At 41.9% G+C, this 22,833-nt stretch carries 14 protein-coding genes and 1 riboswitch; of the genes, 6 read left to right on the plus strand and 8 right to left on the minus strand.

Annotated elements, in window-relative coordinates; all coding sequences use genetic code 11:
• Window positions 1-261 precede the first annotated feature (261 nt).
• Together K245_RS26810 and K245_RS0115650 are read left to right on the plus strand one after the other, a co-directional pair.
• Window positions 262-4,734, plus strand: coding sequence for a PAS domain S-box protein (locus tag K245_RS26810; protein WP_027359991.1), 4,473 nt, complete (start codon window positions 262-264; stop codon window positions 4,732-4,734).
• The gene (locus K245_RS0115650; RefSeq protein WP_035277416.1) at window positions 4,715-5,299 is read left to right on the plus strand and encodes a response regulator; all 585 of its coding nucleotides are present in this window, start codon (window positions 4,715-4,717) and stop codon (window positions 5,297-5,299) included. The genes K245_RS26810 and K245_RS0115650 overlap by 20 nt, the downstream gene beginning before the upstream one ends.
• Window positions 5,300-5,349: 50 nt before the next feature.
• On the opposite strand, the gene cbiB is transcribed toward K245_RS0115650, so the two are convergent.
• Window positions 5,350-6,309, minus strand: a complete 960-nt coding sequence (gene cbiB, locus K245_RS0115655) for an adenosylcobinamide-phosphate synthase CbiB (protein WP_084156356.1) — start codon at window positions 6,307-6,309, stop codon at window positions 5,350-5,352.
• A complete protein-coding gene (locus K245_RS0115660; protein WP_198013901.1) occupies window positions 6,306-8,891 on the minus strand; it encodes a cobyric acid synthase in 2,586 nt (861 codons plus the stop codon). The genes cbiB and K245_RS0115660 overlap by 4 nt, the downstream gene beginning before the upstream one ends.
• Window positions 8,892-9,204: 313 nt before the next feature.
• Between K245_RS0115660 and K245_RS28330 the strand changes: the two genes are divergently transcribed.
• Window positions 9,205-11,241, plus strand: a complete 2,037-nt coding sequence (locus tag K245_RS28330; protein ID WP_232223840.1) for a YbhB/YbcL family Raf kinase inhibitor-like protein — start codon at window positions 9,205-9,207, stop codon at window positions 11,239-11,241.
• 336 nt (window positions 11,242-11,577) lie between these two features.
• Here the strand turns inward: K245_RS28330 and K245_RS0115675 are convergent, their stop codons facing one another.
• The 6 genes from K245_RS0115675 to K245_RS26815 form a co-directional block, all read right to left on the minus strand.
• Complete coding sequence (locus tag K245_RS0115675) at window positions 11,578-12,918, minus strand: NHL repeat-containing protein (RefSeq protein ID WP_027359996.1); 1,341 nt, start codon at window positions 12,916-12,918, stop codon at window positions 11,578-11,580.
• Window positions 12,915-15,128, minus strand: coding sequence for a TonB-dependent receptor plug domain-containing protein (locus K245_RS0115680; RefSeq protein ID WP_198013902.1), 2,214 nt, complete (start codon window positions 15,126-15,128; stop codon window positions 12,915-12,917). The genes K245_RS0115675 and K245_RS0115680 overlap by 4 nt, the downstream gene beginning before the upstream one ends.
• 154 nt (window positions 15,129-15,282) lie before the next feature.
• A riboswitch (cobalamin riboswitch) is annotated at window positions 15,283-15,470 on the minus strand.
• Between the two features lie 356 nt (window positions 15,471-15,826).
• Window positions 15,827-16,612, minus strand: a complete 786-nt coding sequence (locus tag K245_RS24850) for an ABC transporter ATP-binding protein (RefSeq protein ID WP_035277417.1) — start codon at window positions 16,610-16,612, stop codon at window positions 15,827-15,829.
• Window positions 16,609-17,613, minus strand: coding sequence for a FecCD family ABC transporter permease (locus tag K245_RS0115695; protein ID WP_027359998.1), 1,005 nt, complete (start codon window positions 17,611-17,613; stop codon window positions 16,609-16,611). The genes K245_RS24850 and K245_RS0115695 overlap by 4 nt, the downstream gene beginning before the upstream one ends.
• Window positions 17,614-17,617: 4 nt before the next feature.
• Window positions 17,618-18,418, minus strand: coding sequence for an ABC transporter substrate-binding protein (locus K245_RS24855; RefSeq protein WP_198013903.1), 801 nt, complete (start codon window positions 18,416-18,418; stop codon window positions 17,618-17,620).
• 103 nt (window positions 18,419-18,521) lie between these two features.
• Window positions 18,522-20,066, minus strand: a complete 1,545-nt coding sequence (locus K245_RS26815) for an ATP-binding protein (RefSeq protein ID WP_051284204.1) — start codon at window positions 20,064-20,066, stop codon at window positions 18,522-18,524.
• A gap of 297 nt (window positions 20,067-20,363) precedes the next feature.
• Here K245_RS26815 and K245_RS0115710 point away from each other — a divergent pair, with 297 nt between their 5' ends.
• The 3 genes from K245_RS0115710 to mlaD are packed head-to-tail and all read left to right on the plus strand — an operon-like array spanning window position 20,364 to window position 22,824.
• Entirely contained in the window at window positions 20,364-21,152 is a 789-nt protein-coding gene (locus K245_RS0115710; protein WP_027359999.1) for an MlaE family ABC transporter permease, read from the plus strand.
• Window positions 21,153-21,157: 5 nt separating this feature from the next.
• Window positions 21,158-22,366 carry an ATP-binding cassette domain-containing protein gene (locus tag K245_RS24865; protein WP_035277419.1) on the plus strand — a complete coding sequence of 403 codons (1,209 nt, stop codon included), beginning with the start codon at window positions 21,158-21,160 and terminating at the stop codon, window positions 22,364-22,366.
• Between the two features lie 11 nt (window positions 22,367-22,377).
• Window positions 22,378-22,824: an outer membrane lipid asymmetry maintenance protein MlaD gene (gene mlaD / locus K245_RS0115720; RefSeq protein ID WP_027360000.1), complete on the plus strand. Its 447-nt coding sequence runs from the start codon at window positions 22,378-22,380 to the stop codon at window positions 22,822-22,824.
• Window positions 22,825-22,833: the final 9 nt, after the last annotated feature.

Below are 22,833 nucleotides of genomic sequence, written 5' to 3' on the forward strand. Positions count from 1 at the left end.
ACTATTTTTATGTACATCAAGGCCTACATATATGTTATTCTTCTTCATACCTGCCTCCATGGTTTTGGCTCTGTGTTTTTAGTCTCTAAAAATATAATCCACGTTTGCATGGATGGCAGGTTCTTTCTTTAGATGACAACCATGTTATCTACGCATCACACTTTTTTGATGGCAAATTAACCATAAAAGGCACTTCTTAACTGAAAATCAGGCAGAGCCACATTCTCTTATACTGCTCCATTTCAAAATAATGGGTATAAAATGAAATCAACAATTCTCCGTATTCTCACTGTCTTTTTTCTGCTTTCAGGAATCTTCGCTTTGGCTGTTCAGATTTATTCGCCAATATTCATCATCATAATGGCAATAATTGCGGGCAGCATTGAAAAATATGCCGCTAAAAAGAACTATCCATTCCCAGACTTACTAAAACAGCCAAACGAGGAAACTGGAAACAGTGAAGAAAAGTACAGGACTTTTTTTCAAGACTCGGCAGCAGCAATGGTAGTGCTTAAGAACGATATGAGCATTGCTGAAACAAACAAGGCATTCCAGAGGATGACAGGTTACACTGCCAGTGAAATAGAAGATCTTGGCATTGACGGGATAACTCATCCTGATGATCGGCATGAAAGCCTTACAATGATTAAAGAAGCATTGTCAGGCAAACACAGAAATTATCACTTAGAAAAACGCTATCTTCAAAAAAAGGGCGGGTTCATATGGGCAAAAATGGCGGTGTCCACGATTTACAACCGCCGGGAAAAAGTCAAATATATTGTTGGCGTTATAAATGATATATCAGAAGTAAAAATAACGGAAACCAATCTGAATCTGCTTCGGGAAGCAGTGGAACAGAGTCCTGTCACCGTTGTCATAGCTGACAGCAATGGACTCATAGAATACGCGAATCCATTTTTCACTGAACTGACGGGCTACACAAGGGAGGAGGCCATAGGAAAAAATCCGAGTGTCCTCAAATCCGGAATCCATCCGCCGGAATTTTACTCGGAACTGTGGTCAACAATCAGTTCAGGGAAAATATGGCGTGGTGAATTTGTCAACAAGGCAAAAAACGGCAGGTTCTACAATGAGGGAGCCGTTATTGCTCCAATAATGGACAGGACAGGGAAAATAACCCATTACGTGGCTGTTAAGCAGGATATTACTGAAAAAAAGCATGCTGAAGAACAGCTCAGACAGATAACCATACGAAATGAAACAATTCTGAACACCGCCGGAGAGGGAATTATCGGCCTGGACAAAGAAGGAAAAGTTTCCTTTATAAACCCTGCCGGGGCATTTCTTACAGGATGGAAAACAGAAGAACTGATTGGCAGAAACCTGCATGAAACAATTCATCATACCAGGATTGACGGCATTCCATATCCTGAAAACGAATGTCGCATCTATTCTGCTTTCACAGACAGCAAAGTTCACAAAATAAACAATGAGATCTTCTGGCGCAAGGACGGAACATCCTTTCCTGTGGAATATACTTCAACCCCGATTGTTGAAAACGGACAAATCAACGGGGGCGTGGTGGTATTTCACGACATAACAGAATCAAGGGAAAGGGAGCATAAACTCAGCCTTTTCAGAAAACTCATAGACCAGACAAGAGACGCAGTGATTGTTGTTGATCCCAAAACAGGCGAATTTATTGATGCAAGTATTGGAGCCTGTCTGACCCTTGGTTATTCAAAAGATGAAATAACCGGACTCAAGATAATGGATATTGAATCAGAATTGCAGGATTACAGGCCATGGAGAGAATACATAAAATTACTGAAAACAGAGCACGATCTTTTTTTTGAAACAACGTGCAGGAAAAAATCAGGGGAAATCTTTCCTGTGGAAGTCTATGAAACAATTGTAGATGAGCAAGGACGAAAATATCTTTTTATTTCAGCAAGAGACATATCAGAACGCAAGGCAGCCGAAGCAGTTATCAGGGAAAGTGAGGAGCGTTTCAGGGGCGCCTTTGAAACAGCTCCCCACGGAATGGCCATTGTGTCCATGGAAGGGAAATGGACAAAAGTCAACCAGGCTCTGTGTGATATTCTCGGATACAGCAGGGATGAGTTTCTTGCTACGGATTTCCAGGCCATAACACATCCCGATGATCTTGAGGCTGATCTCGAATTTGTCAACCAGCTCACTGGGGGCATCATTGACAATTACCAGATGGAAAAAAGGTATATTCACAAAAATGGCAGTATAATATGGGGTCTCCTGAGCGTGTCCCTGGTCAGAAAAAATGATGGAACGCCTCTTTATTTTGTTTCCCAGATACAGGATATCGATGACAGGAAACAGTCAGAACTGCGGAAGAATTATGACAACAGACTTAACATGATGCTACTTGGACTTAACAGCCTCAGGGACGTCTCTATATCAGAACTCTCAAAAAAAGCTGTTGACGGAGCTGTAATGCTGACAGACAGCAGGTACGGTTTTTTTGCCACAGTTGATCATGAAACAATGAAAATGACTGTCCGGGCCTGGTCTGAGGGCATATGGGACAGATGCGAAATGCAGGAACGCGAATTTGACATGAACATCGGCAATCTTGCACTTCTGGGTGCTTCTGCCAGTTCCGGCGAATCCATTATTGTAAACGACTATCAATCATCCGGCCATGAAAAGCACGGAGTCCCTGAAGGGCATGTCCCTATAGCCAGGGTAATGACAATCCCTCTTGTCCAGCAGGGAATTGTGAATTCTATCATAGGCGTGGCAAACAAGCCCGAAAATTACACCAGTCTTGACTCAGCCGGACTTGAGCATTTTCTTGAAGGCGCATGGAGCGTTATTCAGCACAGGCTTGATGAAGAAGCTATTCATAAAGCCAGGGAAGATGCAGAAAAGGCCAGTAGGGCAAAAAGCGAATTTCTGGCAAATATGAGCCATGAAATCAGAACTCCAATGAACACAATCACAGGCATGGGACATCTGTTGTCACGGAGCGGACTTGATGCCAGACAACAGGAACAGATGAAAAAAATTCAGAATGCGGCAGACTCGCTTCTTGGGATAATAGACGAAATCCTTGATTTTTCCAAAATAGAGGCAGGCCGCCTCGCTCTTGAAAATGTCGGTTTTTATATGAACGACGTGATTGAAAAGGTTTCAGGACAACTTTTCCTTAAAGCCGAGGAAAAAGGGCTGAAACTTGTTTTTTCGATATCTTCTGATGTCCCTGAATATCTTTCAGGAGACCCTCTGAGACTTCAGCAGATCCTTGTCAATCTGGCCGGTAATGCAGTCAAATTCACTTCTACCGGAGAAGTTGCCGTCAGCATTTCTGTCAATGACAGGGATGATAAAAGTGTCAGACTTCTTTTTTCAGTACAGGATACGGGCATAGGGATATCGGAAGACCAGATAAAAAATCTCTTCAAGGAGTTCACCCAGGCAGATACTTCAACAACACGGCATTACGGAGGAACAGGCCTTGGCCTTGCGATTTCAAAAAGGCTCGCAGGCATGATGGGCGGAGACATATCAGTTCAAAGTATCCAGGGAAAGGGAAGTGAATTCTCTTTTACCGCTGTTTTAGGGGTCAAAGACATTAAAAAAGAAAAAAAAGAGGGAGCTCTGCCTGATCTTTCAGGAATAAGAATCCTTGTTGTTGAGGACAATGATCTGAACTGGGAAGTTGCGGCAGGAATTTTTTCAGCGGCAGGAATCAAGACATCGAGGGCTGTCAATGGCAGGGATGCTGTGGAAATAATAATGAAAAATGGACTTGTTTTTGATTCAGTGATGATGGATCTCCAGATGCCTGTCATGGATGGATTCGAGGCTGCAGGGCTTATCAGAAAAAAATTTAATAAAAAGGAACTCCCGATAATAGCCATGACAGCCAACGCCATAAAAACAGAAAAGGAAAAATGCTTTGAGTGCGGCATGAATGATTACCTCACAAAACCTGTCAATATTGACAATCTTTACAGGGTTCTCGGTTTCTGGCTTGGCAGGAATCATGTCCCATGCGCCGGTGGGCTTTCTTTAAAAAATGATAAGGATACGCCGTGTCTACCTGGAATAAATATTGATGAAGGGATGAAAAGACTTTGCGGCAATATCGAGCTTCTCAAAAAACTGATAATATCATTTGCAGCAAAAAACCAGGGGCTTGTCAGCTCCCTTAAAAAGCACCATAAAACAGGAGACAAAGCTTCTGCAAAATCGATATTGCATGGGCTTAAAGGAACTTCAGGCGGGATATCTGCTTTATCTGTTTACAGGCTGGCCGACGATATGGAGAAGGCTCTTGCCGCAGATAAAGCCGAATGCTACTCCCTTCTTCTGGATCAGCTTGAAGAGGCCATGAACGAAATATCTGAATCTGCCCATGTTTTTGAATCGTCCCTGAATGAATCCGCCAAGGAATCAGGGCCACAAGATGAAGCAGAATCAGGAAAGGAAAATGACAGACAAGAGTCTGACATCTCTGGATATGAAAATATCATGAATCAGATTAAAGAACTCAGGCAATTTCTGAAATCAGGGGATCTTGAAGCCGGAAAACTTGCCAGATCATTGATGCCAGAATTTAAAAACATGATTTTTAAAAAGAACCATGGAAAATACCCGGAAATCGAAAACGGTATAAATGAATTGCAGATATATATTAATGATCTTGACTATGAAAATGCGGCTGTCAGCCTTGATAAAATAATTTCAAATTTTTCCGAAGGAACAATCTATGCAGATAAAAGACAGTAAACCAACTGTTCTTGTTGTTGATGATGAGCCCTTAAACATCGAAACCATTGCAGCGGTTCTTCAGCCTGAATACAGGGTTCTTTTCACAACAAAAGGCGCAAATGTCCTGAAAATGGCCGAGGAAAACTGTCCTGATCTCATACTTATGGATGTTGTCATGCCTGACATGGATGGATACAGCATCTGCCGGGAACTGAAAGAAAGCCAGATTGCAGGGAATATTCCTGTGATATTTGTTACTGCAATGAATGAGGAAGAATATGAAGCCACAGGATTTGAAGCAGGCGGAGTGGATTACATAACTAAGCCTATAAGACCTTTTATTCTCAAGGCAAGGATAAAAACCCATATTGAGCTTAAAGCAAGAATGAATGAGATCCTGAAACTCAGGGGGCTGCTGCCGATTTGCTGCGAATGCAAGAAAATAAGGGATGACTCAGGATACTGGAACCAGATGGAATCCTATATAACCCAGCACAGTGATATTGTTTTCAGTCACAGTTACTGCCCTGAATGCGCCAAAAAGGTAATGAATGATTTTATTGAATCCAGAAAATCCGATTAAGCCTAAAAAAGTGGCTATTATGATTGATGGCTTCGCAAAAAAAGATATCACTAAAAAAACTCAAAGACAGACACGGCTGAACCTGATAGCACAAATACGCCTGAAGTCCATAACATCATGACGCACGCAAGCCTGACATGATTCTTGTCTAAAATTTCATTTGGCTCGCCAATCAGGGGATTGTCGCATGCCACACCTTTCCTGAACACCCTTCCGCCAAGCTGAATGCCGAGTGCGCCAGCCATTGCTGCTTCTGATATTCCGGAATTCGGGCTTGGATGTTTCTGGCCGTCACGTAATCCAATAAATAAAGCGTTTTTCCAGTTCAAACCGCAGATCTTTGCGCTGATTGCAAAACAAATCAGCCCGATTCTTGCCGGAATATAATTTGCCACATCATCAAGACGAGCTGAAAACCATCCAAATTTCAGATATTTTTCATTTTTGTGACCAAACATTGAATCAAGGGTATTTATGATCCTGTATCCCAAAGCTCCGGCAGGCCCTAAAAAAAAGGCCCAGAATAAGGGAGACAAGACTCCGTCAACCGTGTTTTCCGCAACACTTTCAACAGTGGCTCTTATGATATCAGACTCAGACATTGAATCCGTATCCCTTCCAACCATGAAGGACACATGTTTCCTGGCAAGCTCAAAATTTCCTGCATCAAGAGCTTTTTTTACCCTCATGGCATGATCTGAAAGATCCTTTGGCGCAATGGAGAAATAAATAATCATGACGGAGCAAATTATACTCCATGTCTTTCCAGCAAGATGAGACAGAAAAAGAAGAATAAGCACAAGACCTAAGCCTGTAAAAAGCGAAGCAAGAGCAGTTGCAATCCCGGCGTTTCTTTCATTCTTGATTTTTTTTCTGAAAAATTTCTCAAAACAAGATAACAAATGCCCTACTCCCCTTACAGGATGGGGAAACCATGATGGATCGCCCACAACAAGATCAAGAACAAACGCAAGCGCAATAACAAACCCGATTTCCATACTGCCCATCATAGCCCCATCAGCCTGTAAACATTTGAAATATCTACTGATGCCCTTACAATATCAGCAAGTCTGTCGAGTTCATTTTCCACAAGATTCTCATAAACATGGATTTCATCCAAGGGGCGTAATCCCTTCCTGATTCTCAAACTGTTTATGAACCATCTTCTGAATATGTCAGAATCAAAAAAGCCGTGCATGTAGACTCCGCTAATGTTTCCGCATCTGCTTTCAGAGCCTGAATCGCCGCTGCCTTCAACTTCAATCATTTTTGATTTTTCTTTTGAAAAGGTCACGCCGTGGTGGATTTCATAGCCTTTAACAATCTCACCGGATTTTATATGCCTTGCCTTTATCTGTGTGAGATTTTTCTCTTTTTCAAGAACAGCCCTTGCGTCAAGAAGTCCTAAACCTGGATAATACAAAGAGTCAGACTCAATATGAAGAGGATCTTCAACAATATTTCCAAGAATCTGATAACCGCCGCAGATTCCGATAATCTTGCATCTGCCCTCTTTTGCCAGTTTTTGAATTTTTAGCCCAAGTCCTGTTTTTTCCAGAAATTTCAAATCTGAAATCACGTTCTTGCTGCCTGGAATTATAAGAGCATCAGGGGTTTTAATCTCATCAGGGCTGTCCACCAGCTTTAAAACAACATCGTCTTCAACCTGAAATGCATCAAAATCCGTAAAATTGGAAAAATGAGGGAGATTAATTATGCAGATTTCAATTTCAGCCTTTGACCTGTCATTTTGATTATTCCATAAATTATTAGAAAGATTGACAGAATCCTCTTCTGGCAGCCTGAGATCTTTAATATAAGGTATAGTTCCAAGAGTCTTTTTACCTGTAAATTTTTCAACATAATCAAAGGCGTCGGTCAATAAACTCGCATCTCCCCTGAATTTATTAACAATAAAACCAGCCACAGCATTTCGTTCAGCCTCGGTAAAGGTTTCCATGCTGCCTATGAATGAAGCAAACACCCCTCCCCTGTCTATGTCACCGGCTATCAGAACCGGAGCCTTTGCATAAAGAGCCATATTCATGTTTGTTATGTCATTCTTCTTCAGATTGACTTCGGCAGGAGAACCGGCTCCTTCAATAATGACAGCTTCATATTCCCCGGACAGATAATCATAGCTCTCTCTGATGGCCGAAAGAGCGGCCTGCCTATAGTCGAAATATGCGGAAGCATTTATTTTACCGACTGGTCTGCCGTTAATAATTATCTGTCCGGCAATATCTGATGAAGGCTTCACAAGTACGGGATTCATTCTGACATCAGGATCAAGCCTGCAAGCCCTTGCCTGAAGAGCCTGGGCAGTGGCCATTTCAAATCCGTCTTTTGTGACAAAGGAGTTAAGGGACATATTCTGGGCCTTGAAAGGCGCGACTCTTATGCCGTCTTGAGCCAAAATTCTGCAAAAAGCCGCGGTAATTATGCTCTTGCCCGCATTTGACGCTGTTCCCTGAATCATCAGAGCTGGCGTTTTCTTTTTAATGGATGTGATTGACTTAAGGCCAAAAATCTTTCTTAAAGAATCAACAAGCAGATGATTGTCTTCATAATTTTTGACTGCAACCCTGAACCATTTTTTATCAAGGCCTCGGTAATTATCACATATTCTTATGGCAATTCCGTATTCAGACAATCTTTTAGCAAGAATTTCGGCGTCCAAATCAGGCTTTTGAACCTTGACCAGGAGAAAGTTTGCAGAACCTTCATAAACTTTAAGGTCTTTAATTGACGAAAGCTGCTTAAAAAGATCGGTTCTGAGTTTCTCAATCTGATCTATACAGAATGGTATGAATTCTGTGTCATCAAATGCAGCCTCTGCAACAGCGAGGTTTAGCCCCCCTACTCTCCAGGGCGGCATCCTTTTTTCAATAAGACTAATTATTTCAGGATCGGCAATGACATATCCAAGCCTTATGCCTGGAATTGCATAAATTTTTGTCATGGATTTCAGGACTATTACATTGGCGGGCCGATTAAAAACAAGGCTATCAAAATCCCTTACAAAATCTCCGAAAGCTTCATCAATGAGGAAAAATGTTTCAGGATATTTTTCAGCAGTTTTTCTAAATCTTTGAACATTTAAAGGTTTACCAGTCGGATTATTCGGATGCCCTATTATCACAAGAACTTTTTCATTTATGGTTTCGACAATTTTCTTGTCAAGCTCATCAAAATCTATTTCAAAGCCTGTATTTTCCTGAATCAGGACATTTTCAACCCTTATGCCTGAAGCATCGCAAGCCGAAAGATAATCCACGTAACAAGGAACAGGAATAATAGCGCATGTGATTCCAAGGGCTGCTGGAATATGATAGAGAAGCTCGGATGATCCGTTTCCAACAGCAATTTCCTTTACAGAAACGCCATAATGAGAGGAAATTTTCTCTTTCAGAGCGGCACAATCCGGATCAGGATAATTCTGAATGCCTGATATGGCAGAGCTTATTGTCATCCTCATCCATTCAGGAGGGCCAAGAGGATTAATATTTGCCGAGAAATCCCTTATGGATTCCGGTGATCTGCCAATTTTTTCAGCAATCATCCTTAGATTGCCACCGTGACGCCAGTTCATTCTTTTCTCCATTATATACAGGGCCAACCCTGAAATTATCCTTTTTACAGATTCGAAACTTAAACTTCTTACGAAATCATCATTCTTGACAGAAATACTTTAAATATTTAGTCTTATTATATTCTTATATTTCAAAACTTAATGGCTGATACTCAAAAGCAATAATTCACCGGTTTAAAAATTGAACGCCATTTTCCAGTTGTCCACAGCCACTTAATAATATGATTTCCTCGATTCAGAAACAGACTCACTTATTGTCTTTTTTTTTAATGGTTCATAACCTGTAAACCTAAAAAAATTGAAGGAGGTAAATATGAAGCTGAAAAAAATAGGCCTAATTGCCCTGATCAGCATGTTTTTTATGTTATTTATTATCACCGGGGCCTGGGCTGCAATCGACAACACCAAGCCTTCTTCGCCCATGAAACTCGTTTTCATACATCATTCAACCGGAGGCTTCTGGCTTGCTGACTCTAATCCGAGCCAGACCTATGGAGGACTGGGAGCAGCACTCATGGCAAACAATTATTATGTCAGCGCCACCAATTACGGCTGGGGGCCTGGTGCCATTGGTGACAACACGGATATTATCTACTGGCCGGACTGGTTCACAGGTACAAACAGCTCCTCGGCTTTGAGCGCCCTTTACTCTGAAACAGGACAGAATATCGGTGATTTCGGCGCATGGTCGAGACTCGTCACAGATCCTGGCGGAGAAAACAGGATTATAATGTTCAAGTCCTGCTTCCCAAATTCCAATCTTACAGGCAATCCCACAGATGCTGCAGGAACCACTCCCAATGACCAGTTTACGGTCAGCAATGCCAAAGCTGTTTACAACAATATTCTAACCTATTTCAGAACAAGACCTGACAAGCTTTTTGTGGTTATTACCGCACCTCCGCAGAATGAAAGCGAATATCCGGCCAATGCCATGTCAGCTTCTGCCCGGGCTGCAAATGCGAGAGCTTTTAACAACTGGCTTCTCAATGAATGGCTGGTTGGATATCCATATAAAAATGTGGCGGTTTTCGATTATTTTAATGTCCTGACCGGAACTGACAATCACCACAGATGGTACAATAATGCCGTTCAACACGTAACTTCCGGCTCCAACAATTTTGCCGCATACCCTACTGATTCAGGAGACAGTCATCCGAACACAAGCGGACAGCAAAAAGCTACAACAGAGTTTATTGATCTCCTTAATTATTTTTACAACCAGTGGAGATCTGATCCTGCATCAATATCTGCGTCTGAGAAAGTAAACATCAGACAGATGACCGTATCTCCGGCGGGTTCTCCATTAGCTGGATCACCAGTAACAGTTAGCGTGTCGGCCTCAAGCTCAGACGGGAGTCCTCTATATTACAAGTTTTACTATTGTGCCAACTATGGAACTTCATCCTATGACACTACACCCTGGACAGTTGTTCAGGATTATTCCACCACAAGCAGTGCTCAGTACACATTTCCGAGCGCTGGGAATTACATCATTGTAGCAAGGGCTGTTCTAAACCCTAACAGCGAACCGGCAGCTCTTCCAATTATAGGACAAACGGTATGCGTTGCTGACAATAATCAGGTGTCAATCTCAGGATTTTCTTCGAGTGCATCTTCAACTCCAAAAGTCGGGGACACAGTCACATATACTGCTACGGCATCGGATCCGACCGGAGGATCAGTTTATTACAGATTCTATTATCGTCCGGACTATGGATCTTCATCCTATGACACAGCTTCCTGGACTATGGTTCGGGATTATTCCACAACAAACACATGCCAATATACATTCCCGTCTGCTGGGAATTACGTTGTTGTGGTCAGGGCTGTAAAAGATCCGAGCAATGAACCTGCAGCTCTTCCAATAGCAGGCTATGCTGTATGCGTTAACGACAATTTCCAGATTACAAGCACAGCATTCAGTGAAGGTGAAACAATCCCTGTAAAATACACATGCCAAGGACAGGATATTTCACCGCCTCTTGCTTTGTCTGGCATCCCCGCCCAAACCAGGAGTATGGCCCTGATATGCGATGACCCGGATGCAGGCGGAACATTTGTGCATCTGGTCCTTTTTAATATTCCTGCAACCACAACTCTATTGCCTGAAGGCTTTTCTTCCCAGGCAACGCTTGGTGATGGTTCAGTGTATGGCATCAATGATTTCGGCTATACAAACTATGGCGGGCCTTGTCCGCCGTCAGGAATACACAGGTATTATTTCAAGGCTTATGCACTGGATACGACTCTTAGCCTTGAAACTGGTGCCACAAAAACTGATGTTGTCAATGCAATGGCAGGACATATCATTGCCCATGACGAATTAATGGGAACCTATGGCAACTGATTTCATATTAAAAAGATTCTTTTAAACCGAGTATATACTCATCAATGTCACAGCTTGAACATTTGAAATGAGTCAGGCCGTTTGAACGGTAACCTGTTGTTACATTATTACTGGAAAACCCTTTTGAAAAAGGGTTTTCCAGACCTTTCCCAAAACTTTTATGTTTTTTTATTACGTGTTGAGAACATATGTTTTTCAAGCAAAAGAATCCATAACCGAAAAGTTTTTGCCAAGCTTTTTCCAAAAAACGGCCTTTGAACTTTTATCTATATGAAAATGTGGGGGAATTATTAATAATAGTCCCCCACAATCATTAAAACAATCCAGCTATTCTATTTACTTGGTCTTTTTTATAAAATCTGAAGCACCTGAAATTAAAAGAATCAGAGAGATTAAAGAAAGCCCGCACCATGAAAACCATGACATATTTGTGGCAGAAGATATGAAACAGCTACCTCCCTCAGATGAATCAGAAGAACTGCCAGAACCAGGAGTCCCTTCACAAAAAACAAATTTCTGTGCAACCAGTTTTGTGCTTATTGTCTGATCAACCTGATCTGTCCCTGAATCGATTATTTTTATTGAAGGATTGCTCAGATTATATGTAGCAGGGTCAAGATCTGATGTTGCAACCCAGACCATTCCTTTTTTATCAAGACTCGTTGGCTCAAGCCCTGAAATATTTTTGCCTTCGAATCCTGGTATGGCAACCGGAGCAGATGTAAAAGAAGCAGGGTTGAATTTATAGAGATTATTATTCCCCCAGCCATTATAACCTACAAAATAGCCCTTGTAAGGCGAGACAATAACCATACCTGATATTGATCCATAGGGATGAACAAGCTCTGTTCCGTCATCAACAAGAACGGCAGACTCATAATTACTTGGATCTATTACTGCAATCCCGCCCGTGTATTTTTTATTATACTGCCCTGAACACTGGACATAAATCATGCCGGTTTGAGAAACATACTGTATTGAGCCAGGATTTTCGAGCGGAAGAGCAATACCTTTAAGACCATCTTCTCCCCTTCCAGTGTTTATTTCAGCTCCGGTTGATGCATTGAAAACAGCAACATAAGCCTGATTATAAACAGAGTGCCCCCAACCGCCTGTAAAATCAATTCTCTGCAAAGTCACAAAAAGCTTATCGCCAACAATAACTCCGCTGTTCATCTCAGGCTTGCCGTCCCTGTCTGCGTATGCTGAAAGATCAAGCTCGCCGACCTTAAAACTTTCCTGTTTTGATGCAGTAGTGTTTACAAGCCATGCGCGACTCGATCCGTACCTCAGAAGATAAGCAAGACTGTCTGTCGCAAAAATAAGATCATGTGGATTGCTGCCTGTCTCTGATCCTTCTGTGGAATACTGCCATACAGGTTTGTCTGGTTTGCTTATATCAAACTTGGTAATATTATTGGCGCCTGATCTTTCCATACGATAAAAATTTTTGCCCTTTGAAACTACAGTCATGTCAGACCCAGCAGGCACAAGATCCTCAGTCAAAGTCCTTGGGCTGTCACCAGTGACAGTAATATGGGAGCCACTTGAAAAATCAGTTGCAGCACTTGTGGCCACTGCAGTGAATTTTGTTTCAGCCAGACATATTCCCAAAGACATTGTTTGAAAAGCAGCAGCTAATACAACCGTGCCTAACGTCAGTTTTAACTTTTTCATTTTCTCTCCTTATTATTAGCAATTGAATCTTCAATTATATCTTTTGAAAATTTGTATTTGACGGTGAAAAGAAAAGAACGTCCCGGAGACGGATAAAGTCTGTAATCCGAATACCTCCCGTCTGTTATATCCTTTATGTCAAAACACGTTGTAAAATCACCTATACCGTATTCGGCGCCAATATTTACAAAGCGCCTGTCTTCCGCAGAAAGAAGATTAGGAGTGTCATAATACATATCGTTTTCACCTATATATTCGGCATAGGTCAAAAACTTGTTCAGTCCTATATCTGTACCTGTCTCGGCCCTGACCGTAAACTTTGACGAAAATCTGCCAGGAAGCTGATTGCCTTTAAGACCTGAAGTCAGATTGTCAGGATTCTGCAAAACAGCGGAGAAATAAAGGCCTGTTCTGCCGAAAAATCTAATTCCGGCCAGACCCTCAACCCCTGTGATCAGAGCGCCCGGAACATTTACTGAAACACCTACACCTCTTGCGTCATAGGTTCTTGTGATCAGATCGTAAATCCTGTCATGAAAATATGTCGCCCCGAAAAAAATTTCCTGAACATATTCATGAAGGCATTTCTGTCTGAATTCTGCGCCAGCGTCAAAATTTATTCCTCTTTCTGGGACGAGTCTTTCGTTTCCTTCAAAAAAACCACGATCTCCGAAAAGCTCGAAAAATGAAGGTTCCCTGTAATATTTGGCAATATTTGACTTCATGGTTATCGAGTCATTCAATGTATATAAAAGACCAAACTGCGGGCTGAAATAATACCTGTCCTCTGAGGAAAAGCCTGATTCATAATCATCAGTTTCATAAGATTTACCGTCATCGCTCGTGAAAGAATATCTTATTCCCGGAGTTGCGGATAACCTGCCCACAGGATCAATAAGAATCCTATCCTGAATTCCTGTTACGAAGGTATTTCTATCTGCGTCCTGGGCAGTTCTGCCAGCAACAAGATCCTTTGACTTAAAGGTTTCAGATCTTGCCTCAGTCATAAATTCCACAGTATTGAACATATTCTTCCATTCAGCATAAAACCCGGCTTCTATGGAATCAGTATCGTACTTTGAGTGCTGGACTCCAAGACCGATTGAATTGCTTAGATCGTCATATTCTTCCCTTTTCATTGTATGGCTGAATCTTGTTCTTGTGGAAAGAAGAAGAGGAGTAAAATCATTTGCAGTATATGAAGTGCTGAAAATATTCCTCATTGTATCAAGCCATGCGTCATTTTCAGAATTATTGTAGGAAGCGTATGAAGGAACGCCCTGATTCTTTGCAAAATACTGATCCTGAAAATCAATCCGCCCAGATTTGCCGATATCACAGCCGGTTTTTGCAAGAAAGCTGTCCTGCCTGATCTGGGCATTCTTTCTTTTTTCTTCTTTATCATCGTATGGATTGTACGGAGTACCGTTATCATTATCTATTTCATAATCATTGTCAGAACTGAGTGAATCAAACGAAAAAAGATAATCCCAGGCTCCTGGCTTATGATTGAAATATCCTGTTAACGCCTTTGTTCCATAACTGCCAGCTCCGGCAGAAAGAAAACCAGCCATTCCAGGTTTTGACCTAAGGGTTTTGATATTGACCGCTCCGCCCATTGAGGCCATCCCAAAATTCATGGGAGTGGTACCTTTAAAAATCTCTACTGATTCGACATCTCCAAGCGGGATGGAACCAAGATCAACACCTGTTTCAGACGCTGAGCTTAAAGGGACTCCGTCCATAAAAACCATGACCTGACTTGATTCCGAACCTCTTAAAGATATAGATGCAAAACTGCCTGTCCCGCCGGAGTTCCTGATCTGAATCCCTGCTTCTTTATCAAGAGCCTCGCCCAAAGTCTGGGCTTTGCCTTCCATGTCAGCCCTGTCTATCACAAGGCAGGTTGAAGATGTTTTTTTAAGATCCACATCTCCGGTTTTGAAAGTTTCCTTCTGATCGTATCGTTTATTAGGGTCTCTCTCGCCCATGAAGGTGACTTTGCCTTTGCCTTCGCATTTCTCATCTATTGACGAATCTTTTTCAGCGGAAATGCAAATTGATGAGGCAAATAATATGAAAACAAATATGAGTCCGATTTCCGTCATTCCGGCGCAGGCCGTAATCCAGAAGTGCTTGAAAATACTGGATACCAGATCAAGTCCGGTATGACGCTGAAGCCCTTTCCTGACTTTTTGCGAGTCCATCATTTTTAATACTGTCCTTAAAAATAAAAAAAGGGATGCCCGGTAAATCCCGGTCATCCCTTATTGATCCTGGAGAAAAATATGCCTGATTCTTATATCTGCAAAAAAAATGCAGACAAGACATAAGGCACCGAAACTTCCGGTTACCACGCCGAAAAATCCGATTACAGCTCTGGCAGGTCTTCTGACTCCCGGATCAACCTGATATGCTGCGTCTTCCCACATTAAAGCAGTGACATATTGCAGCAATCGTCCCCGGTTACAGCGGCGGGCCCGTTCCTGATTCACACAGGATTCCCTTTTAAGTCCTGATAGAATCAGGACACCAATGCTTATTCATGGCTTTTAGACATAGAGGATGTTTTAGTCAATAAAAAAATGGGATGGGAATATGCGGTGACAAGGTCGCAAAAAGTCCTATTTCAGTCATTCCGGAGAAGGCCGAAATCCAGAACTAATTGAAAATACAAAGATACCGAATTAAGTCCGGCATGATACCAATGCCCTTTCTGACTTTTTGTAAGTCCATCATGGGTGATGCTGGTTCAAAAGCTGTGTGTATAAACCGTGCATCCGGCTCAATGTCGGATTACGAGCAAAGGACGCTCTAATATCCGACCTACAATTTGGGCTTTCTTGTCAAGTAATTGAGCAGACAGCGCATCCCGGACATAAATAAATCCTTAAACCATCATTCTACTTCAAAAATCAGGCACAGGGACAACAACAGCAAAGCCTAATTCTGAGTGTAATTCCACAGAGAGTTTGCATCCGTAGACAGATTCAAGCATCGAAGGGTTAAGGACAGTTTCGGGCGGGCCGAAATCTGCTATTCTTCCGTTTTTCATGAGCATGAGCCTGTCCGCGTACATGGAGCACAGATTAAGATCATGGCTGACCATAATTACTGTTGAATTGCGATTTTTGCAAAGATCCCTGAGAACATTCATGATCTGGATCTGATGAGCCGGGTCAAGGGATGAAGTAGGCTCGTCCAGCAAAAGCACTTCATGGGACTGGCAAAGAGCCCTTGCTATGAAAGCTCGCTGGAGTTCGCCTCCGCTGAGATCTGTTAGAAAACGATCTTTAAAATTCAAGATATCGGTCTGTCCCATGGCTTCTTTTGCTATCCTTCGATCATCAATGCTTTCAAAGCCGAGGAAGCCCTGGTGAGGAGATCTTCCCATCATCACAAGATTTTTCACCCTGTATCCAAAAACAGGCTCTGGGGATTGGGGAACCCAGGCCAATCTTCTGGCAATTTCTTTTCTTGTCATTGAACGCAAATCCCGGCCAAACAGTGAGACTTCGCCTGAACCAGGCTTTACAAGCCCTGCAATCATCTTTAGAAGAGTTGTTTTCCCCGAACCATTTGGCCCTGCAATGGCGACGAGCAAGCCCTGTCCTACAGAAAAACTGACATTATCGACCGCCAGGATATCCTTATATGAATAACCTGCATTTATTCCTTTAATTGCGGATTTCATGAACGCTCCCTTTTCAGTATTGCAATGAAAAATGGAGATCCGATAAGAGCTGTTATTACACCAACCGGCAGTTCACCGTTACTGTATATGGTTCTGGAAAGAAGATCGCAGAGCACCATAAAGCCTCCGCCATAAAGAGCACATAATGGAAAAAGCAAACGATGATCATGGCCAGCAAGTCTTCTTGTAATATGAGGAACTACAAGCCCCACAAACCCGATCAATCCACAGAAACTTACAAGCACAGAAACAGGAACTGAGACCAGCACTATCATTACCCACGTTACGGTACGGGCTTTTACACCCATTGATTCAGCAAGCTCTTCTCCGGTTGATATGAGATTAAGACTGTGGGAAAGGAGCCACATCCCGGCAAAGCAAGGTATGAAAACAGACGCCATCACAGAGGCATTTGTGAAATCCTGGTTAGAGAAATCCCCCATGAGCCAGCTTACAATGCCGTAAATTTTTGTATCCCTTGCAATGCTGATGATGAACATTATGAGCGCCCCGCAAAAACTGTTGATCATAACGCCTGAAAGGACAAGGGAGTCCGAGTGATGGAATTTTGTTCCTGATGAGATGTAAAAAAGGACAATAAGTGCGGCCATCCCGCCCATGAAAGCAGTTATTACCCCAAAAGGCAATCTTGCAAGCCCCATGCTTATGGCAATCAGCGCTCCTACTCCTGATCCACCGGATAGGCCGAGTATGTATGGTTCTGAAAGAGGATTTCTGAAAATAGCCTGAAAAACGAGACCACCACAGGAGAGAATAGCCCCTGCAAGGGCTGCGACAATAACCCTTGGCATCCTGAGATCAATAATAACTGATCTTGCAGTGTCGTCCACTGGATGGGAAAGGATAATAGCCTTGATATCAGAAAGACCGTAATCTGAAGCACCTGTAAGAATACCGAATACAGAGGCTGCAATAAGGAAAAATACTCCTGAAAAAAGTATGATTGAAAAAGTAAGAATATTTTTTTTATCTTCAAGCATCCAGTTATTCCGGCTGATTATTATCGGGATGGATTATCCATGACAGTTTCTGGATGCAGTCCGCGATCCTTGGTGTGGGTCTTAAGAAAATATCCGGAGACACTCTGTGTATTTTTCGATTTTTAACAGCAGGAATATCCTTGAATTCCGACCACCATGTTTTCTTTCTGGTTTCCTCTGTCATTCCGCTTATTATTATTATTTCAGGCATCATGGAAACCGCTTTTTCCTTTGTGAGTCTCGGGTAATCGACGCCCTGACTAACAAGATTTACTCCGCCTGCGGTTTTGATCATCTCGTCAATAAACGTGTTTTTACCCGCCAGAATAAGAGGCTCCTCATTTACTTCAAAAACAACACCAGGCCTTTCTTTGAATGAGGAAACCCTTTTCTCTACGGCACTTATCTTGCTCCTCATTGCAACAATCAGACCCTCAGCCTCCATTTTTCTGTCAAGAAGGTCACCAATGGCAGAAATGCCCTGATAAATCCCGGACAGGCTGGCGGTGTCCACGGCAAATACAGGAATACCAAGTGAATCCATTCTTTTTACGGATTCCTCAGGATTACCGTCTTTCATGGCAATACAAAGATCAGGTTTAAGGGAGATAATCTTCTCAAGATCCGGCTTGCTGTATGATCCAACCCTTGGCAGCCTTTTAGCTTCTTCAGGAAAATCACTGTATGAGACAGCCCCGACAAGCAGGTTCCCTTTTCCAAGATCATAGACTATTTCCACAATACTTGCCGAAAGTCCGATGATTCTTGAGGGATTTGCGGGAACAGAAACTATTCTTCCGTTCATATCCTTTACTTTTATCATTTCGCTGGAAAAAGATACTGAAGAACAGAACAAAAAAACAGCGGCCGTGGCCACTGTCATAATTATTGAGGATTTTTTTCTGGGGCTAAATAACCTGAATGAGGGATGCGTTCTCAAAGTCACGTATGTAAGGAACTGTGACAGAAATCCTTGTACCTTCACCAGGAATAGACCGGATTGAGAATCGTCCGCCAAGCAGCCTGACCCTCTCTTCCATTCCGCATAATCCCATTCTTTTTTCCCTTGCCGCACTTTTTATCCTGTCTTTTACGTCAAAACCCTGACCATTATCTTCAATACGCATTATAAGGTTCGGATATGAACCAACAATCCTTATAACCACCTGGGTAGCCCTTGAGTGTTTAATGATATTATTAAGGGCTTCCTGCACGAGTCTGTAGAGGTTTATCTGAATTTCGAAGCAAAGATCAAGCTTTTCAACGCCGGCTGAGAAAAAATCCACGGGAACACGGTATTTGTGCTGAAACTCATCGGCATAATGGCAGAGTGCACGGACAAATCCAAGCTGATCTATAACCGGTGGTTTCAGATCATAGGAAATGTCCCTTATTTCTATGATGGTATTCTGGATGGACTTGGACCATTTGGATATCCTCTGAACCATTTCCCTTGGCATCTCTGAATTATCCGCAAGGAAATTCTGTATCTCGATTCTAAGGCTGGCAAGTTCCTGGGCAACATTGTCGTGAAGATCCATGGATATTCGCTGTCGCTCTGATTCCTGGGCTTTGATCATTGCCTGGGTCAGACTGTGGATATTATCCTCAAGAAGCTTGATATTTGTCACATCCCTCACAAAAACACCGGCTATGTTTATTACACCATCAGGACATCTCATTGGATAAAGACAGAAATCGTAGACCCGTCCATTAAAATGATGCAAAAACCGCATGAATTTTCCGGTTCTTGATATTTCACCCCTCTGCTCACGCATGTAGTCTGATACTTCGGGCGCCACAAAATCGTCTATGGTCTTGCCAATCATATAATCAGGATCAACCGAAAAAACCTTTGCCGCCCTGTCATTAACCGTAAGAATTCTACCGGTCAATGTAATCAGGAGAGCTATGTCCCTTGTGAGATTGAGCATATCCATATTGAATCTGGAGTTGCAGTAATTACAAGCAACATATCTGTCATAAAAGCCGGAAATATTATCGTCGTCAAGCATATCCTCATTAAGAATTCTTTCTTTGATATCTATGCTTCTGCTGGAATAGACCTTATTATCCCTGATATGGCGCTTGATTAGAGAGACAAGGGATGATGGCTGAAAAGGCCTGGTTATGAAACACGAGCAAGGATCATCAAAATATACGTGTTCATTCTCAGATTCTTTTGAGTCTTTTATAAAAAGGACAGGAACCCGGCATGTGTAATTTTCTTCCTTGATTTTTCTGCAAAGAGAACAGGCCGCATGCTGATCTACGCTTGAATCAAGCACTATGAGCTCAGGTATTCCGGCAAGCCCCGTTAATCCTTGTATTTCTTTCTCATCAGCAGCGAACATTACATTGAACTTGCTTTGAAGAATCTCGGACGGATCGTTTTCATCTTTTGCAGAGTGATTCCCTGCCATAAAAATAAGGGGCTTATGGATATGCTTCATTTTATTAAGGCTTTATAATTCAAATAATTTTTACGATGTCTTCAAAAAAAGAAGATAAATCAGTAATTTCGTATAAAAATAATGACATTATGCTCTGAACAATTATATTCCGATATCAAATATTTTAAGTTGTGTGAATTATTTTCTTTTAAAGAAACATGGTTTATAAAAAACAAAATTGAGATTACTTCTTCTTACTTGTTTTTAAAATAAATATTGTCTATAAACTCAGAAATGTATGCCTTCTAAAACGGCACAACATTATTTAATTGGGGATTTACATACGTGCGGCTCTCAATGGGAAACAATCCTGTTACAAATCTGGGTGGAAAGACCCTTTCTTTTTTTCAAGCACTTGGGAGATCCGGTCTTTTTTTTACGGAATCTTTACTCAAGATATTCACCTATCCGTTACCAATCGTTAAAATCATAGAACAGATTTACTTCATTGGTTTCAAATCGATATTTGTAATATGCCTGACCGCTCTTTTTTCAGGAATGGTTCTTGGTCTTCAGGGTTATTACACACTAGTAAAATTTGGATCGGAAGGCCTGCTTGGAACTGCTGTCGCGCTCACCCTTGTCAGGGAACTCGGACCTGTGCTTACCGCGATAATGGTTATAGCCAGGGCTGGATCTGCAATGACAGCTGAAATAGGTATCATGAGGATTTCAGAGCAGATAGACGCGCTTGAGACCATGAATATCAATCCCGTAAAATTTCTTGTAACACCAAGAATCGGGGCTGCCCTGATCTGCTTCCCCATACTAACCGCAATTTTCGACATCGTGGGCATAGCAGGAGGATTTATAACAGGTTCTGTTCTTCTTGGAATTAATCCTTATATCTATTACTACCGTGCCGTAGAAAGCGTTGTAATGGCTGATGTTACAGGAGGATTCATAAAAGCTGTGACTTTTGCCGCTATTGTAAATACAGTATGCTGTTACAATGGATTTTTTACCCATCTCAGAACTGGTGATTTCGGGTCAAAGGGCGTCAGCCTTTCAACCACGTCTGCGGTTGTAAACTCTTGTATTCTTGTTCTTATTGCAGACTACATCTTAACATCATTCTTACTTTAAAAAATATGCCTTCACCATTAATAGAAATAAAAGACATAAAAAAATCATTCGGGAATCTTGAGGTTCTCCGCGGCGTGAACATGTCCATAAACCGTGGCGAGATTACTGCCATAATAGGTAAAAGCGGCGAGGGCAAAAGCGTTCTTCTCAAGCATATCATTGGCCTGCTTCAGCCGGATGATGGTGAAATAATATTTGAGGGAATGCCCTTCAGCAAAATAAATAAAAAACAGCTCAGGCAGATATGGTCGAAATTCAGCTATGTTTTTCAGGGCAACGCTCTTTTTGATTCGATAACGATTTATGACAATATTGCGCTCCCTCTTTCAGAAAAAAAACTTTTCAAAGATAAAATTATCAGGGAAAAAGTTTTTCAGCGCATGGAACAATTGGATATCATGGGGATTGAAGGGAAATATCCTTCCCAGATATCAGGTGGAATGAAAAAAAGAGTGGCTCTTGCCCGGGCACTTATTACTGATCCGGAGACGGTTCTTTTTGATGAACCGACCACAGGGCTTGATCCCATAAGAAAAAATGCCGTGCACAGCATGATTTCGGATTACCAGAAAAAACTCGGGTTTACCTGCGTGCTCGTAAGCCATGAAATTCCTGATGTTTTTTATATCGCGCAAAAAGTGGCCATGCTTGATGAAGGCAAAATAATTTATGAAGGTCTGTCCCAGAATATTTTTAAAGACAAAAATGAAAACATTCAGGAGTTCATAAGGGGCACGGAATGCAGTCATGACGATTTGACAGGTCTCCCCCCCAAGTGTCACGGAGACAGAAGGTTCAGCGAGGAAATAGCGAGACTGGAATTTGGCCAGTCAGCCTTCTCAATTGTAATACTTACATTTGAATCAGATAATGAGACAACCGGATTTACTGGCCATGAAGCTATCCAGGCATTAATCAGGGATTTCGCATCTGGCATAAATAAGCTGCTCAGGATTACAGACATCTGCTCAAGATATGGGATGAACAAAATAATGATTTTAATGCCAAATACAATTATTGAGGAGGCAAAGGAAATCTGCGCTGATATTGCAAAGAAGGTCAATCCGGTTGATTTGATTGGTACAAAGACCTTATCTCCAGTCAGATTTTCAATCGGCGCAGGTTTTGCCCAGGCAGACTCCGCAAGTGATATTGAAAAGCTTTTTGAATCTGCTGAAACAGACAGTAAAAAATTTTATGAAATAAGCATATAAACGAGGCATTTATGAAAAAAAGTTATGTTGAGTTTACAGTCGGCCTGTTCATGCTTATCGGAATAATAAGCATATCTTATATGGCCATAAAACTCGGGAAAATGGAAATGATGGATACGGATTACTATTTTCTCAAGGCCAGATTTCAGTCAGTCAGCGGTCTTAAAAAAGGAGCGTCTGTTGAAATGGCCGGTGTTGAAGTAGGCCGTGTGGGAGATATTGCCTTTGATGCTAAAAAGCAGGACGCAATAGTTACTCTTAAAATAACAAACACTATACCAGTATCAAGCGACGTAATAGCTTCAGTTAAAACAGCGGGGTTGATTGGTGACAAATTCATAAAACTAACTCCAGGAGGTGCGGAGGATAATCTTAAAAGCGGAGATACAATTAACGATACTGAGTCAGCGCTTGATATCGAAGAACTGATAAGCAAATATGTGTTCGGCGGAGTTTAGCAAAAGGAG

Origin of the sequence: Desulforegula conservatrix Mb1Pa (assembly GCF_000426225.1) — a bacterium.
GTDB lineage: Bacteria > Desulfobacterota > Desulfobacteria > Desulfobacterales > Desulforegulaceae > Desulforegula > Desulforegula conservatrix.